Annotated in this window: 15 protein-coding genes; 4 read left to right on the forward strand and 11 right to left on the reverse strand. The window is 69.1% G+C overall.

Translation table 11 applies throughout. The features are described from left to right. Nucleotide 1: 1 nt before the first annotated feature. The 3 genes from gcvPA to fen all read right to left on the reverse strand — a co-directional run bounded on the left by gcvPA (nt 2) and on the right by fen (nt 2,988). Nucleotides 2-1,330, reverse strand: a complete 1,329-nt coding sequence (gene gcvPA / locus J7656_RS05855) for an aminomethyl-transferring glycine dehydrogenase subunit GcvPA (protein ID WP_211554373.1) — start codon at nt 1,328-1,330, stop codon at nt 2-4. Nucleotides 1,331-1,498: 168 nt separating this feature from the next. Beyond that, nucleotides 1,499-1,882 (reverse strand): glycine cleavage system protein GcvH, encoded by a 384-nt coding sequence (gcvH, locus tag J7656_RS05860; protein WP_017344360.1) that lies wholly within the window; start codon nt 1,880-1,882, stop codon nt 1,499-1,501. A gap of 128 nt (nt 1,883-2,010) precedes the next feature. After that, nucleotides 2,011-2,988: a flap endonuclease-1 gene (gene fen / locus J7656_RS05865; RefSeq protein WP_017344361.1), complete on the reverse strand. Its 978-nt coding sequence runs from the start codon at nt 2,986-2,988 to the stop codon at nt 2,011-2,013. Between the two features lie 139 nt (nt 2,989-3,127). Here fen and fer point away from each other — a divergent pair, with 139 nt between their 5' ends. Beyond that, on the forward strand, nt 3,128-3,784 hold the full coding sequence (gene fer, locus J7656_RS05870) for a ferredoxin Fer (RefSeq protein ID WP_017344362.1): 657 nt from the start codon (nt 3,128-3,130) through the stop codon (nt 3,782-3,784). Nucleotides 3,785-3,904: 120 nt separating this feature from the next. Here the strand turns inward: fer and J7656_RS05875 are convergent, their stop codons facing one another. Together J7656_RS05875 and J7656_RS05880 are read right to left on the reverse strand one after the other, a co-directional pair. Further along, complete coding sequence (locus J7656_RS05875; RefSeq protein WP_211554374.1) at nt 3,905-6,094, reverse strand: OB-fold nucleic acid binding domain-containing protein; 2,190 nt, start codon at nt 6,092-6,094, stop codon at nt 3,905-3,907. 108 nt (nt 6,095-6,202) lie between these two features. Beyond that, nucleotides 6,203-6,811: a YIP1 family protein gene (locus tag J7656_RS05880; protein ID WP_017344364.1), complete on the reverse strand. Its 609-nt coding sequence runs from the start codon at nt 6,809-6,811 to the stop codon at nt 6,203-6,205. Between the two features lie 164 nt (nt 6,812-6,975). On the opposite strand from J7656_RS05880, the gene J7656_RS05885 reads away from it, so the two are divergent. Further along, nucleotides 6,976-7,443, forward strand: a complete 468-nt coding sequence (locus J7656_RS05885) for a type IV pilin domain-containing protein (RefSeq protein WP_017344365.1) — start codon at nt 6,976-6,978, stop codon at nt 7,441-7,443. A gap of 67 nt (nt 7,444-7,510) precedes the next feature. Here the strand turns inward: J7656_RS05885 and J7656_RS05890 are convergent, their stop codons facing one another. Together J7656_RS05890 and J7656_RS05895 are read right to left on the reverse strand one after the other, a co-directional pair. Then, nucleotides 7,511-8,644, reverse strand: coding sequence for a Gfo/Idh/MocA family protein (locus J7656_RS05890; protein ID WP_211554375.1), 1,134 nt, complete (start codon nt 8,642-8,644; stop codon nt 7,511-7,513). Between the two features lie 28 nt (nt 8,645-8,672). Beyond that, nucleotides 8,673-9,644: a sugar phosphate isomerase/epimerase family protein gene (locus J7656_RS05895; RefSeq protein ID WP_017344367.1), complete on the reverse strand. Its 972-nt coding sequence runs from the start codon at nt 9,642-9,644 to the stop codon at nt 8,673-8,675. Nucleotides 9,645-9,822: 178 nt separating this feature from the next. Between J7656_RS05895 and J7656_RS05900 the strand changes: the two genes are divergently transcribed. Beyond that, nucleotides 9,823-10,761, forward strand: coding sequence for a PspA/IM30 family protein (locus J7656_RS05900; RefSeq protein WP_211554376.1), 939 nt, complete (start codon nt 9,823-9,825; stop codon nt 10,759-10,761). 79 nt (nt 10,762-10,840) lie between these two features. Here the strand turns inward: J7656_RS05900 and J7656_RS05905 are convergent, their stop codons facing one another. From J7656_RS05905 to J7656_RS05920, 4 genes are all read right to left on the reverse strand, one after another. Further along, nucleotides 10,841-11,887 carry a dipeptide epimerase gene (locus J7656_RS05905; RefSeq protein ID WP_211554377.1) on the reverse strand — a complete coding sequence of 349 codons (1,047 nt, stop codon included), beginning with the start codon at nt 11,885-11,887 and terminating at the stop codon, nt 10,841-10,843. Next, nucleotides 11,884-12,942, reverse strand: coding sequence for an N-acetyltransferase DgcN family protein (locus J7656_RS05910; protein ID WP_017344371.1), 1,059 nt, complete (start codon nt 12,940-12,942; stop codon nt 11,884-11,886). Before J7656_RS05910 ends, J7656_RS05905 begins: the two co-directional genes overlap by 4 nt. A gap of 123 nt (nt 12,943-13,065) precedes the next feature. Beyond that, nucleotides 13,066-14,322 carry an RNA-guided endonuclease InsQ/TnpB family protein gene (locus J7656_RS05915; protein WP_017344372.1) on the reverse strand — a complete coding sequence of 419 codons (1,257 nt, stop codon included), beginning with the start codon at nt 14,320-14,322 and terminating at the stop codon, nt 13,066-13,068. A gap of 559 nt (nt 14,323-14,881) precedes the next feature. Then, the gene (locus J7656_RS05920) at nt 14,882-15,199 is read right to left on the reverse strand and encodes a DUF5785 family protein (RefSeq protein ID WP_017344373.1); all 318 of its coding nucleotides are present in this window, start codon (nt 15,197-15,199) and stop codon (nt 14,882-14,884) included. Nucleotides 15,200-15,331: 132 nt separating this feature from the next. Here J7656_RS05920 and J7656_RS05925 point away from each other — a divergent pair, with 132 nt between their 5' ends. Beyond that, nucleotides 15,332-15,799, forward strand: a complete 468-nt coding sequence (locus J7656_RS05925) for a hypothetical protein (protein WP_211554378.1) — start codon at nt 15,332-15,334, stop codon at nt 15,797-15,799. Nucleotides 15,800-15,807: the final 8 nt, after the last annotated feature.

The raw sequence follows: 15,807 nt of genomic DNA on the forward strand, positions 1-15,807 counted from the left end.
CTCAGAGCACCTCCTCGAAGGCGGCGACGAGCCCGTCCGTCTCTCCCGCGTTGAGATCGGTGACGCACACCTGAAGCAGGTGGTCGTCGATCGCGTGGACCGCGAACCCCTCGCCTTCGAGGTCGGCCGCGATCGCCTCGGCCGGCTGGTCGACGCGCACCGCGAACTCGCGGAAGTGGTGGCGGTCGTGGACGGGTGCGGCCGCGCCGGACAGCTCGTCGATCCGCGACGCCAGCGCCTCGGCCTCCCGGACGGAGTCGTTCGCGAGGTCGACGAGGCCGTCGGGCCCGAGCGTCGCCGCGTGGATCGCCGCGCGCAGCGCGACCCACGCCTGGTTCGTACAGATGTTCGAGGTGGCGCGCTCCTTGCGGATGTGCTGTTCGCGGGTTTGGAGCGTCAGCGTGTACGCGCGGTCGCCGTTCGCGTCTTCACTCGCGCCGACGAGCCGGCCGGGCACCTGCCGCAGGAACTCGTCGCTGCAGGCGAAGATCCCTAACCCCATCCCGTAGGCGGTCGGCAGGCCGAGCGAGCCGGCCTCGCCCACGACGACGTCGGCCCCCACTGCGGCCGGCGATTCGAGCACCGACAGCGCGACGACGTCCGACCCGAGGACGAACAGCGCGTCCGTCTCGTCGGCGAGGTCGCCGATCGCCGCGAGCCGCTCCTCGATACACCCCCGCACCGTCGGGCTCTCGGCGTACACCATGGCGACGTCGTCGCCGGCGCGGTCGGCGAGCGCGTCGACGTCGGCGGTCCCGTCGGCCATCGGGTACGTCTCGACGGCCAGGTCGGCACCGTCGCAGTAGTTCTCTAACACCGCCCGCTTCCCCTCGCGGAGCTGCTCCGGGACGAGGACGGTGTCGCCCGAGGTCGACCGGACGCGGTCGGCGAGCGTCGCGGCCTCGCCGAGCGCTGTCGCGGCGTCGTACATCGAGCAGTTCGCCACGTCGAGCCCCGTCAGCTCGACCAGCATCGACTGGTACTCGAAGAGCGCCTGGAGGAACCCCTGCGACACCTCCGGCTGGTACTGGGTGTAGCTCGTGAGGAACTCCGCGCGGTCCGCGAGGTGGTCGACGACGCTCGGCACGTAGTGGCCGTAGTGGCCCCGGCCGAGGAACTCCGTGAGGTCGTCGTTGCGCGCGAAGATCCGGGCGCACTCGTCGCGGATCCCGCGTTCGGTGCGCGCGTCGATGCCGAAGTCGCCGTCGAAGGAGACCGCCTCGGGGATGTCGAACAGCGCCTCCTCGTCGTCGACGCCGATCTCTGCCAGCATCGCCGCGGTCTCGTCGTCGGTGTGGGGCGCGTACGGCGTGCCGTTCGCCCGGCTCATCTGGTCGCTCCTCCGCGTCCGCGGGCCGTCGCCTCGCGGTCGTTCGCTCCTCGGTTCGCGGCTCGTCGGTCGAAACGTGGCGTTGTCATGTTCGGGTCCGGTAGAGGGTTGTCGTCGGGAGCGCGCCCGGCGTTGGGAGCACGCCCGCGTCGGGTCGACTCGTCGCAGTCACGCGATCTGGCCGTCGTACTCGTCGGCGTCGAGGAGCCCTTCGGCGTCGCCGCCGTCGGCGGGCTCGACCTCGAGCATCCAGCCGTCGCCGTACGGGTCCTCGTTAACGAGCTCCGGGCGGTCGAAGAGGTCCTCGTTGACCGCGACGACCTCGCCCGAGACGGGCGCGTACAGGTCCGAGACGGCCTTGATCGACTCGACGACACCGAACGACTCGCCGGCCGCGATCTCGTCGCCGACCTCGGGGAGCTCGACGAACACCACGTCGCCGAGCTCGTCCTGCGCGAAGTCGGAGACGCCGATCCGAACGGTGTCGCCGCCGGTCGTCGCCCACTCGTGCGATTCCAGGTACCGTCTGTCGTCGGGAACGTCGAAGCTCATTGGTCAGGGTCGCCGCGGTCCGCTCGGGATCCGGCCCGCGACACGTGTGATTGACCCTTCTGACGACGAGGAAATAAAAGGTGTGTTCGCGGCGGTCGCGGCTGGGGACGACCGTTCGGCGCGCCCCGTCAGGTCCACCGGTCGAGCCCGGTCTGGACCTGCGACTCCGCGATGCGCTCGAACCCGCGCTCGACCTCGTCGGCGTCGACGCCCCACTCGTCGACGACGTACGCGCGGGCGGCCTCGACGTCCGGGTTCACGTCGGCGTCGACCGCGACGTCCTCGGCCGGCGGGTCCATGAACAGCTCCCGGATCGCCTCGGCGTTCGGGATCTCGGCGTCGCGGGCCTCCAGAACGCCCCACAGGTCGCCGTGTTCTTTCACCGCCGTTACCGCCGTCTTCGGCCCGATCCCGCGAACGCCCTCGTTGAAGTCGGTGCCGCAGAGCATCGCGACGTCGACGAGCCCCTGACGGTCGAGGTCGAGGTCTTCGAGGGTCGCCGCGAGGTCCATCAGCTCCGGGTCGCCCTTGCTCGTCAGCTGGCGGAGCGTCGTCGGCGCGCCGAACAGCAGGGTGTCGTAGTCCTCGCTGCCCGCGTGGTCGACGGCGCCGGTCGCGGCCATGTGCGCGCACTGCGCCTCCCCTTCCGCGGGCGCCTCGACGATCGGCACGTCGAGCAGTTCGAGCAGCTCGCGGGTCGTCTCCTGAATCGTGTCGGTGAGCCGCTGTGTGCGGGCCTCTAAGCGCGCGGCCTCGACCGCGTCGCCGCGCTCCTCGGCCGCTGCTCGCCGCTCCTCGGCCTGCTCGCGCTTCTCGCGGCGCTCGGCCACCTCGTCTGCCTTCAGGTCGGTGACGGCGCCGTCGAACACCATCACCGGGATCAGGTCGTGCTCGAAGAACTTCGGGAGCCCTTGGACGACCCCGATCAGGTTCGCGACCTCGGTGCCGTCGGCGGTGGTGTACTTCTCGTCGCTCGTCCACTTGACCGTCGTCGTGAGGTAGCGGTACAGCCAGTTGTGCGCGTCGACGGCGACGACGCTCCCCTCTATCTCCTCGAAGGGGACGTCGCGGATCGACGCGAGGTCGCGCAGGTCGGCGTTTCCCATTGTCGGAGTCTGGGGCGCGCCGCTCTTAAACGCTCACGGGTCCGGTGGCGGGCGGCGGTCGCTCTCGGCAGTCCCCCGCGATTCCCTGCCGACTTCTGGGCAGTTTATGTGCGTCACGCGCGTACGTGTCCCCGTCTGAATGGTCTCCCCGTTCGATGTGTTGGAAGTCGACGAGGACGCCGACGACGAGGCGATCGAACGGGCCTACCGCGAGCGCGTGAAGCGCGCGCACCCCGACCAGGGCGGTTCGATCGAGGAGTTCCAGCTCGTCCGCCGCGCCTACCGAGAGCTGGAAGCGCGCGACGACAACGGCGACGGGAGCGACGACGGAGTCGACCCCGCGGACGTCGACCTCTCGGAGGGGGACGACGCGCGCGAGCCGCAGTCGACCCGCGTGGAGTTCCTCGACTACGAGGCCGTCGTCGACTACGGCTGGTCGCTCGACGACGACGAGCTGTTCCGGAAGGCCTCCCACGCCGACCTCGGTCCCGACGCCCACGGTCGCCTGCTCGTCCACCCCGACGAGAGCCTGCTGGAGGCCGCCGAGCGCAGTGGTTTCGCGTGGCCCTTCTCCTGTCGCGGCGGCGCCTGCGCGAACTGCGCGGTGTACCTCGCCGAGGGCGAGCTCTCCCAGCCGACCGACCACATCATGCCCGAGGACCTCGCCGAGCGAGGGTTCCGCCTCTCCTGTAACGGCTACCCGCTGACCGACGAGCTGTCGGTCGTGTTCAACGTGAAACAGCGGCCTGAGCTCGACGACCTCATCCTCCCGCCCGGGCCGTTTACCCGACGGTGAGCGGCGAACCATCACGCTGATCGGGTCGAAACAGAGCGTCCGCGAAAAGATTCTTCGAACGACTTCACACCGGAAGCGGCGGCCGGCCGCCGATCAGGACGCCTCGGCGTCGATCGCCGATCAGAACGCCTCGGCGACGGCGGCGACGACGGCGTCCTCGACGGCGTCGCGCTCGCCCGAGAGGAACTCGATTTTCCCCTCGCGGACGCCTGCGGTGGCGACGTCCGCGTTCGGCGCGAGCTCGGCCGCGCGCTCGGCCACGTCGCGGACGGAGACGTCCGCGGTCGTGCGCACGTACAGCTCGTCGGTGCCGACGCCGACCGTCGCGAACGGCTCGCCGTCCGCGCGGCGCCGGTGGAGGTCGTCGAGCAGGAGCGGCGTCGGCGGGAAGTCGTACCGGTGGGTGTAGCCGTCGGTGTCGAGCAGCGCGAACTCGACGCCGTCGACCGCCTCGGTCACGACGTTCGCGTCCGCCGTCTCGATCTCGGTCTCTAACTTCTCGCGGAACTGCTCGGAGACGTGCGCCGCGAGGTTGCCGCCGTCCGAGAACAACAGATCCGCGATCAGCTCCCGTTTGTCCTGATACGACTGGTAGTACGCCTCGAGCGCGACCGCCTCGCGGAGCTCAGCGACGCGCTCGGCGTCGTAGCCCGCGTCGCGCGCGAGGTCGACGTACCGCTCGGGGGCGTCCGCCCAGTAGCTCACGGCCGGCAGGTGCCGGAGGTCCGCGCGGACCTCGTCGTTGATCGCGGACGCCAGCGAGGCGACGAGCGCACCGGTCGAGAGCGTCTCGTCGCCGCCGACGTCGGCCAGCTCCGGCGAGACGAGCGTGTCGACCGCGTCCCGGGTCTCCGGGTCGGCGACCGCGGCGTCGACGACGACCGCGTCGACCCCGTACACCGACAGCAGGTCGATGCCGTCGGCGGACTCGGTCGTCGAACCGGTTCCGACGAGCAGGAACAGGGGGAGCTTCTCGTCGTGGCGGTCGCGGTCTTGGAGCATCCGCGTCGCGTCGTTGGTGGCCGCGTCCATCCCGTACACCGGCTCGTCGAGCGGGCGGCGGGTGAAGTAGTGGTACTCGGCGTCGCTCTTCGCGTGCTCGTCGCGGATCAGCGGGAGGACGGCGCGCTCGACCGCGGCGCCCGCGACGTAGCCGTCGGCGGTCGCCGGGTGGCGGACGACGATCGGCCGGGATTCGAGAATCGCGCGGCGGACCGCCTCGGCCGCGTCGAGCAGGCCGTCCGCGAGCTCGGCGACCGTCTCGTCGCCGCCGAGCGGCTGGAGCCCCTCGGGACGGGCCTCGTCGGTGAGCGCCTCGGCGATGCGGCGACGGACCGTCTCGGCCGCCTCGCCGTCGAGGAGGACCAGCGCCTCGGACTCCACCTGGACGTCGCCGCGGTGGCTCTCGACCTCGCCGTCGACCCGCACCGCGTCGCCGACCTCGACGTCGGGGTGCGCCCGGACGCCCGGCTCGACGAACGCGGCCACGTCGACCGCGCCCGTCTCGTCGCTGACCTCGAACACCGTCGGGCCGCCGGTCTGGCGGACGCCGACGACCTCGCCCTCGATCCGGACCGACTCGCCGACCGCGTCTCCGAGCGTCTCGATGGACGCGCGCTCGGGTTCCGCGTCGGACTCGTCACCCTCGGTCGCTTCGGGCTCCTCGGACGCCCCGACTTCCTCGTCGTCTCCGGGCGCGGCCGCTTCGCTCTCGGCGGGCTCGGACGCTTCGCCGTCGTTCCGAGCCGCTTCGGGCTCGTCGGTCTCCTCGACGTCGGCGGGCTCCGCGTCGCCCGCGGCGGTCTCGTCCGCCGATTCCTCGGATTCCCCGTCGTCGTCGGTGTCCCGATGAGTCGATGCCTCGGGCTCGGCGGACGTCCCGCTCGCCGTCTCCTCGGGCTCGTCGGCGTCGTCCCCGCCCGGTTCCTCGTCGGGGAGGTGCTCGCCGTCGGACTCCTGGACGAGGACGCCGCGGAACTCGCGGCCGGCCTGTCGGATCGACCAGCCGAGGTCGACGTTACCGTTGTCGCGGACGCCCTTCACCTGGACGAACACGTCGTCGCCCGGCTCCCAGTCGAGGCTGTCGAGGCGGCGGTCGAGCTCGGAGCGGTGGAGCAGTCCGGTGACCCCCGGCGCGAGGTCGACGAACACGCCGAACTCGGCGTACCCGTCGACGACGCCTCGGTAGAACCGGCTCGGAACAAGATCGTCGGGTGAGTCGCCGCGGAAGTCGAACACGACGTCCTCCTGGTGCGAGTCGCAGACGCGACCGCCCCCGACGTCGGTGCCACAGATGATACAGGATCCCATTTGAGTACACCGAGAGTCTCGGGCCTAAAACGGTTGTCGAAAGCCCGCTAGCCGATTCGACGAGAACGCGGCGAGCGCTCGGCCATCGCGCCACGAGCGCCCCGCGCGTCACGCGCCGAGAAGCGTCCGCGCCGCGGCCACGACGCGGTAACCCACGCCGTAGCCGAGCGCGGCCGGGGGGAGCGCGGCCGCGACCGTCCGGACCGGTCCCAGCCCGTGAACCGTGCGGAGGCCGACGAACAGAAGGATTGCCGCGTACGCGCCGCAGACGACCCTGAGTTCGGGGATCGCTGGTCCGGCCAGCGCCATGGGCGAGCTCGCGTACGCGACGGCCTGGACCGTCTCGCTCACCCCGCCGCGGTCGCGAAGCCCCAACCCGCCGTCGAACTCGACGCTCGCTAGCACGACCGAGACGGTCGCGACCGCGGCGGTCAGGTGAAGACCGACCGGTGCCGCCAGCGCGACCACGACGAGGAACACCACGGCCTCGGACAGCAGCCGCGAGGAAGGGACGACCACGGGCATCGCCGCGGGGTCCGACGCGATCCAGCCGAGCGTGAACGCCGCGGCGACCGCGACCGCGAACGTCAGCGCGGGCGCCTGATCGCCGGGCGTGACCCCGTTGGCGAACGCTCGCTGCGGGCGGACGAGGACCTCGGCCCACGTGCGCGCGATGCCGCGGAGGCCGCGGGGGCGTCCGCCCGCCGAATCCTTCATCCGAGACGTCACGGTCGGAGTTCGGCCGCGCGGAATAACCCGTTTCCGGTTCGGTGCGCGGGGGCCCGAACTCGGTCCGGTCGCTCGACCCCGCCTTCCAAACTTATCAGCGCTGATACGCGGCGCGCAAACGCTTATATCGGTCCCGTCTGAGTGACGGTCGAATGGTTGAGTTCCGGAACGACGAGCGAGGGTTCACCCCGCTGGCGGGGACGGGGCTGCTCGTCGGGGTCGTCGTGTTGCTGCTCGCGCTCGTCGGCGCGGCGGTGTTCGGGCTCATCGACGGCGTCGCTCCGCCGGACGCCGAGTTCGAGGGGCAACAGGAGGGCGGCGACCTCGTCGTCGTCGCGCTCGGCCCCGAGCCGGTCCCGGCGGAGGAGCTGTACGTCCGCGGCGAGGACCCGGACGGGAACGTCCAGTTCGGCGCGTGGCCGGGCGACGGCATCGTCAGACCGGGCGATCAGGTCGTCGTGCCCAACGCCACCGGCAACGAGAACTTCGAGGTCGTCTGGGAGCCGGTGGCGTTCGACACCCGCGAGACGCTCGGCAGCTACGACGGCGAGGACTCCGCGATCCAGGAGTGGAGCGAGGAGAGCGGCGGCGGCACCCCGGGCGGCGCCGTCGGCGTCTGAAGCCGGTCCGGGCGATAATCGGGGGAACCGAACACGAACGCTCGCGAGCGTTCGCTCGGCCGCGACGCTACTCGACCGCCACCCACTCCCCGCGCTCGTCGGCGCGCTCGATCGCCGCGAGCGCGCGTTGGACCTCGTACCCGTCTTCGAACGACGGCTCGAACGACCCGCCCTCGGCGACCGCCGAGAGGAACTCGTAGTCCTCGTGGACGAACGTGTGCTCCCACCCGATCACGTGGCCGGGGGGCCACCAGCGGTCGACGTACGGGTCCGACTCCTCGGTCACCAACACCGTCTCGTAGCCGCGGTTCCCCTCCCGGAGCACCTCCAGTTCGTTCAGCCGCTCCAGAGAGAACTTCAGGCTCCCCTTCGATCCGTGAACCGCGATCGTGTGGTCGTTCTTGTGCCCCTCGGCGACGCGGCTGGCTTCGAAGCTCCCGGTCGCGCCCGACTCGTAGGCGACTTGCGCGCTGTACGCGTCGTCGACCGTCACGTCGCGGTACTCCTCGATCTGCCCCTCATCGTCGTAGACGGGGCGCTCGTCGACGAACGTCGTCAGCTGTCCCGAGACGCGGTCGATCCCGCCCACCCGGTCGCCGACGAGGAAGTTCGCGAGGTCGACCGTGTGCGCGCCGAGGTCCCCGAGCGCGCCCGAGCCGGCCATCTCGGCGTCCATCCGCCACGCCCACGGCGCCTCGGGGTCGACGAGCCAGTCCTGGAGGTACCGTCCGCGCACCTGTCGGATCTCGCCGAGCTCCCCGTCATCGATCAGCTCCTTCGCGTAGCGGATCGCGGGGACGAAGCGGTAGTTGAACGCGGTCCCGGCCGTGACGCCCGTCGCGGCCGCCGCGTCGCGCATCGCCGCCGCCTCCTCTAACGTCGGCGCGAGCGGCTTCTCGCAGAGGACAGGGACCCCCGCTTCGAGGGCCGCGATCGACGGCTCCGCGTGGACGTGGTTCGGCCCGAGGTTGTAGAAGACGTCCACCTCATCGAGCGCGGCCTCCCAGTCGGTCGCGGTGTGCGAGAAGCCGAACCGCTCGGCCGCGTCGGCCAGCGCTTCCTCGTCGCGCCCGACGAGCGTGTGGCGCTCGATCTCGGGCGCGTCCGGGAAGAACATCGGGAGCCGCGCCATCGCGTTCGCGTGCGCCTTGCCCATGAATCGATACCCCAGAACGCCGATCTTCAGTGGTTCGTCTGTCATTGTGGTGAACTCCGCGGTCGCCGCCGCCTCACTCCGCCCAGTACGCGTCGCCCGGTTCTGTCTCGAAGACCGCGCGGTCCAGCACGTCGACCGCCTTCTCTAACCCCTCCCGCGAGGAGGTGAGCGAGTCCTCGTGTTCGATCGACAGGGCGCCCTCGTAGCCGACCATCCGGAGCGTCGAGACGACGTCCTTCCAGTGCCCCTCGTCGTGGCCGTAGCCGATCGAGCGGAACAGCCACGAGCGGTCGGCCTCCTCGGCGTAGCCCGTCGTGTCGAGGACGCCCTTCACGCGGGCCTTCGCGTCGTACACCTTCGTGTCCTTCGCGTGGACGTGGTGGATCGCGTCGCGCTCGCCGAGGAACCGGATCGCCTCCGTCACGTCGATCCCCTGCCAGTAGAGGTGCGAGGGGTCGAAGTTGGCCCCAATCCGGTCGTTCGTCGCCTCGCGGAGCGCGGCCATCCCGGTCGGCTCGTACACCAGCATGTTCGGGTGCATCTCGATCGCCACGTCGACGCCGTGGTGATCTGCGTGTTTCGCCACGTCCTGCCAGTAAGGAATCGCCACCTCGTCCCACTGGTAGTCGAGCGCGTCGGCGTGTTCGGTCGGCCACGGCGCCGTGACCCAGTTCGGCGTCGAGTCGCCGGGCGCGCCCGCGGGGAGCCCGGAGAAGCAGGTCACGGCGTCGACGCCGAGCAGGTCGGCCAGCTCTATCGCCTCGCGCAGTTCCCGGTCGGCCGCCGCGGCCCGCTCCTCGTCGGGATGAAGCGGGTTGTTGTGCGTCGCCAGCGCGGAGATCCGGAGCCCGCGGTCGTCGAGCAGGGCGAGCAGCTCGTTGCGCGCGCCAGCGTCGTCGAGGAGTCGCTCGCGGTCGACGTGGTCCTCGCCGGGCCAGCCGCCGACGCCGAGTTCGACGGCGTCGACGCCGATCCCGTCGAGGTACGCGGCCGCGTCGTCGAGCGGTTCGTCGCCCAAGGGAACAGTTAACACGCCGATGTCCATGCGCGGGGCTACACCGACGCGCCGCATAAGCCTTCAGGAAGCGTCGGCGTGGACGCCGGTCGAATCGATCCGGGGATCCGAGACGCTCGTCCGCGGCCGCGCGTTCCCGCCGCGATCCGGGCCGCTCCGCGCCGCGAACCGCATGAGGTTTTAACGGGTGGAACGCGTACGACGTGGTATGGGAATCCTCTCGCGCGCCTCCTACGTCATCCGCTCGAAGGTGAACGCCCTCCTGAACCGAGCGGAGGACCCGACTGAGTCGCTCGACTACTCGTACGAACAGATGCGCGACGAGCTCCAGGACGTCAAACAGGGGATCGCGGACCTGACGACCCAGAAGAAGCGCCTGGAGATCCAGAAGCGCAAGCTCGAAGAGAACGTCGAGAAGCACAACCGCCAGGCCCGCGAGGCGGTCCAGCAGGACCGCGACGACCTCGCGCGGAAGGCCTTGGAAAAGAAGAAGTCGAAGATGAGCCAGATCGAGGAGTTAGAGGGCCAGATCGCCGAGCTGAACAACACGCAGGAGCAGCTCGTCGAGAAGAAGAACAAGCTGCAGAACCGCATCGAGGAGTTCCGCACCAAGAAGGAGACGATGAAGGCCCGCTACGAGGCGGCCGAGGCGTCCTCCCGCGTCTCCGAGGCGATGACGGGCGTCGGCGACGAGATGGAGGACGTGAGCCGCTCGATCGAGCGCGCAGAGGAGCGGACCGAGGAGATGGAGGCGCGCTCCGAGGCGATGGACGAGCTGGAGGACTCCGGCGCGTTCGAGGACGCGCTCTCCGACAAGGACAACATCGACCGCGAGTTAGAGAGCCTCTCGACGGACAGCGAGGTCGACGCCGAGTTAGAGACGCTGAAAGGGGAACTCGGCAAAGGCGAGTCGGCCGACGACGGCGACGCCGCCGTCAGCGACGAGGAGGTCGACGCCGAACTGGAGGACATCGAGTCGGAGATCGACTCGGACGACCTCGAATCGGACCTCGACAGCGAGGCGCGAAGCGCCTCTGGCAGCCGGACGCAGTCCGGCGACGGCGAGAGCAACGACGCCGACCTTGACCAGGAGCTCGACGTCGAGCTAGAGGAGTCGGAGTCCGACGCGGACGAGAAACGGAACTGATCGGATCGAGCGTAGTCGGGTCCGGTCCCCGCGGTCCTCGCCCCTCGCCGACCCCGCCTTCGATCGCCTCACGATCACCTCACTCCGACGCCGGATGCGCGCCGGTCCCCGCGCGGTCCTGCTCTCCGAGTCGAATCCGACCGTCCGCGAGGTCGACGCCCTCGTACGGGTCCTCGGCGAGCAGCAGTGAGCCGTCGACGTCGGCGTAGTCCAGTAGCGGCGCGAGCTGCGCGGCCGCCGCGATGGAGGCGTTCGACTCGATCATGCAGCCGCACATCACTTCGAGGCCGTGCGCCCGCGCGGCGGCGATCAGCCGCCGGGCCTCGGAGATGCTCCCGGTCTTCATCAGCTTCAGGTTCGCGATGTCACAGCGGTCGGCGACCGCGGGCACGTCCGCGGCCGTCACGCATGACTCGTCGGCGGCGATCGGTAGTGCGGACCGCTCGTAGACGTAGCGGAGTCCTTCGGGGTTCTCGGCGGGCACGGGCTGCTCGACGAACTCCACGTCGCGGTCCGCGAGCCACGCGCTCTTCGCCACGGCCTCCTTCGGCGTCCACGCCTCGTTGGCGTCGACGCGGAGCCGCGCGTCGGGCGCGGCGTCGCGGACCGCGTCGATCAGCTCCCGGTCGCGGTCGGTGCCGAGCTTGATCTTCAACACGTCGTAGCCGGCCTCGACGGCGTCGGCCGCCTTCTCGCGCACGCGGTCGGTCTCGTCGAGGCCGATCGTGAACGAGGTCTTCGGCGCGTCGCTCGGGTCGAGCCCCCACAGGCGGTAGAGGGGGACGCCGAGCCGCTTCGCCGCGAGGTCGTGGACGGCGATCGAGACGGCGCAGCGGGCGGCGGGGTTGCCGTTCACGACCCCCTTCAGTTCGGCCTCGATCTCGCGTATCGCGTGAGGGTCGCCGACGCGCTCGACGGCGTCGAGGAGGGCCGGCAGCACCGCCGCGACGGTGTCGGCGGTCTCGCCGTAGTGGGCCGACGGCGCTGCGCCGCCGATCCCAGTCATCCCCGCGTCGTCGGTGACGCGGACGATCACGTTCTCGGCCGCCGTCTGCGTGCCCCGCGAGATGGTGAATGGGTTCTCCAGGGGGAGCGAGACCCGCTCGAACTCGGTGTCGAGGCTCATTCGCCGCCCAGCCCCGCGTCGACGATCCCGTCCACGATGCGGGCCGCTCCGTCCCGGACCGGGTCGGCGGCCGGGACGCCGACCTCATCGCCGAAGTCGGTCACGGCGTCTGCGGCGGCCGCGTCGTCGGCCACGTCCTTCGTGTTGAGCGCGCCGGCGACGACGCTCGTCTCGTGGACCGGCGCCGCCAGGTCCTCGTAGAGGTCGACGTAGTCGGCGAGCGGCGGGAGATCGAACGACTCGTAGCCGTGGACGGCCTCGCGGCCCGCGGCGTGACAGAGGACGAGGCCGTCCGCCATCGACCCGTGGAGGATGCCGCAGGTGACCGCGGAGTAGGCGGGGTGGACGATGCTCCCCTGCCCCTCGACGACGAGCAGGTCGTGGTCGTCGCCGGCCTCGACGAGCATCTCCTCGACCGCGCCGGCCGCGAAGTCGGAGACGACGCGGTCGATCGGGTTACCCCACCCCGCGATCATGATCCCCGTCTGTCCCGTCGGGACGAACGCGGCGTCGATGCCGCGCTCGCGGGCGGCGGCGACGATCTCCAGCGAGGCGGTCATCTTCCCGACCGAGCAGTCGGTGCCGACCGTGAGCACCACGTCGGCGTCGACGTCGCCCGAGGCCCCCGACGCGACCGTGAGGTCGTCGTCCGGCTTCCGGACGTCGACGAGGTCGACGCCGTGTTCGTCGGCCAGCGCGGCCAGCTCCTCGTCCTCGTTTAAGAAGTAGTGGAGGCCGCTCACCACGTCGCAGCCGGCCTCGATCGCGGCCTCGACGTCCGCGCGCCACGACTCGTCGAAGCCGCCGCCGATGGGCGCGATCCCGATATATAAGGCGTCGAGTTCGCCGTCGGCGGCCGCGTGCGCGTCCCCGAACGAGTCGACGATCGGCGCGTCCGAAACCTCCGCTACGTGGTCACTCACTCGGTCGCCGGCGCGGTCGCGGTCGAGGACAGCCCGGACGTCCTGGTCGCCGTAGCGCAGCACGCCGAGCGCGGTCTTCGCGCGGTCGGGGAACTTCTCGTGGGCGAGGACGGCGATCCGCTCGTGGTCCATGGTGGGTCGCTCGCCCCGGGAGTTCTTAAATGAGTCGAGGGTCGGCCGAGACCCGAACGATCGCGGCGGCATTTTTGACATCCTCCTCCGGCTAAAGCCGGAGGAATCCCGAGCGTTGGGATATTAGGGTTTGCAGTCTCCCTGTTCTCTCGTGTTGAACGACCCGCTCTCGCGGTCGAATAGGAAGACTCCGGGCTGTGCCAACCAGCCGTTACTCATATCCCCCGTCGGGGGACTCTGAGTTATCTTTCGCCGGATGTTCACCGCACCGTTCACGTCTGCGTTCATCGTCGTCTCGCACGACGAACAGACATACAGACCGCGTTTCACGCGGTTGCTATCCCGGATCTGTCCGCAACACGAACACGTCTTGCTCGTGTTCTCCTCGTCTACGCGGTCAACGAGGATGCCGTGTTCTTCGGCCTTGTATTCGAGAAGACGAGCGAATCGGTCGAACTCCCACCCGTGGAGTTTCTTGTTCCCCGACGCACCCCAGTTCCGCGAGTCGCCGTTCTCGTCTTCGCGGATGTCGCTGAGATCGCCAACCGCTATCTTCCCGATACCTTCTTCGACACACCGCTCAACGATGTGTTTCGACAGGGTGTGGAGGAAGTGGTCTTTGCGTCGGGAAAGTTTCTGGCGAGCCTTCCGCGCACGCTTTGACGGGCCGTTCTCGCCTTCGGTCTGGTACTCCTCGCGGGTGAAGTAGTGCTTGTCCTCCTTCAGCACGTTCCCCGGATACAACTCCGCAGAGCTGTCCTCGTAGTCGATGGCGAGGTAGTTACTGATCCCGAGGTCGATTCCCGCCGTCTTGTCTCCCGGTGCGTCTTCGGCGGGAATTTCTTTTTTACAAACGAGATGGAGTTCCCACTTGTCTCCGTTCCAGACGGCACGCACCTGCTGGATGTTCTCAACTTCTACGTCGGGTCGGGTTTCGTACTCCGCGAGGATGAAGTCAGACCGACTCTCTTTCAGGTTGAAACCTTTCGAAAGACGGAGTTGGCCGTGCTTCGTGTCGTGCTTGATGGCTCGTTTCTTCCACGTGACGGTGGAGCGTGGGTGTCGGTCGCCACGTTTCCGGTAGCCCGGTGGGTTGTTGCCGTTGTCGGAATTGTACCAACCGGTGAACGCCTCAGCAAGTTCTTCGAGAACTCGCTGACTTGACTGCGAATGGAGGTCATTGTAGCGTTCGTGGTTTTTCAACTCCGATTTCAGTTTGGCTTCCCCGGGTATCTCACCGGTTTCGTCCCATCGTTGTTGGATGTGGTAGCGTCCGACGTTCCACAGTTTCGAGACGGAGAACCCGCACTGGTCAAGGTCGTCACGGACCTGTTGGTGGTTCGTGATACGTGCGACGTAGGTGCGGGTCGTCTCCAGCATCGTGCTACGTCCATAATACGTTATGAAAGTATGAGTTATAAAACTAACGACTGGACATGGAATATCCGGTTGGAACGTTGTCGGTGGATTATCGGTTAGAGTGTTGGATTCATCCCGCGCCTAAAGGCGCGGGTATTCTCCTTGCTCTTTATAAACGAACTGCGGTGGCGCGTGCCTGCGAGGCCGCCTCGCGGCCGAGCAGCACGCGCGAGGGAGTCAGTCGCCGGAGCGAAGCGGAGGCGACTGACGAGGCTGGGGAGGTGTGAGGCGCGGTGCCGTGCGGTGCGGGGCGGGACTCAAAGGGGCAGCCGGGAGGCGGGCGCAGGCGAAGTAAGCACCGCAGGGAGCGGAGCGACCGAGGAGCGCAGCGAGCGTGCGCCCGCCTCCCGGCTGGGGCTTTGGACGTGTTCGCTGTCGATCCGCAGCCTTTCATTTATAAAAGAGTGGCTGGGGCTTTGGACGTGTTCGCCGTTGATTCCCCGTCAACTACTTATAAATAAGCGGCCCAAGCGCGAGTGACACGTCCCGCCGTTCCGACGGTTCTATTTATAAACGCGTATCAAGCGCTGCCGTCGACGAACTGGTCGGCGCCCTCGTAGAACCAGTAGCCGTTCTCGCGCATCGCGCGGCCGAGTTCTTGGTGGAACTCGACGAAGTCCGCGAACTCCTCCTGCTCGACGTGCTCGAAGATCTCCTCGACGGAGACGACCGTCTCGAAGTCGATCCGGATCGGATGGTCGCCGTACTGCTCGACGTACTCCTCAGCCGTGAGCGGGAAGTCCTCCTCCTCGTCGATCTTCTTCGCGAGCACGGCGTGGCCGTACTGCCGCATGCCCTCGCTCCCCTGCTCGCCGTCGGGGTCGTGTGGCCAGTCCATGTCTGGGGATTCGCCGGATCGGGGATAGTGGTTTCGGATGCGGCGGTGGCGGCCGACCGCGTGCTGCGACCTGCTCAATCACACGCCGACCGCCGCACAAGACACTTCACACCGGTCCGCGTGGCCCCCGGTATGCGCCGCAGAGCCCTCCTCGCGTCCGCGGCCGCCGTCTCGACAGCCTCGCTCGCCGGCTGTCCGACGCCGCCGTGGACCGATGACCCAACGAAAATCGACGGCGCCGAACTGACGTTCCGCCGCGAGTACGACGGCGACCTCGACGTCACGGACTCCGGCGGGAACGACGTCGCCGAGGTGCGCCGCCGCCTCGACGAGGATCCGCCGCGAATAGTCGTGGCGGGATCGCTCCTCGACGGCCCCCGGCGCTGCTATCGGGTCACGCTGTTCGAGGCGGCGCTCGACGATGGAACGCTCCGCCTCCGGCTCCGCTCCGAGGACGACCCCGACTCGGACGTCGACCGGTGTTCGGACATCGCCGAACCACACCCGTACTCGGTCGCCGTCGTGTTCGCCCACGCCCCCGTACCGGACCGCGTCGTCGTCCGCCACGGCGAGGAGACGGTGCTCGAAGAGAGCGTATAAAAAGCCGA

The sequence above is a fragment of the Halorubrum ruber genome (genome assembly GCF_018228765.1).
GTDB lineage: Archaea > Halobacteriota > Halobacteria > Halobacteriales > Haloferacaceae > Halorubrum > Halorubrum ruber.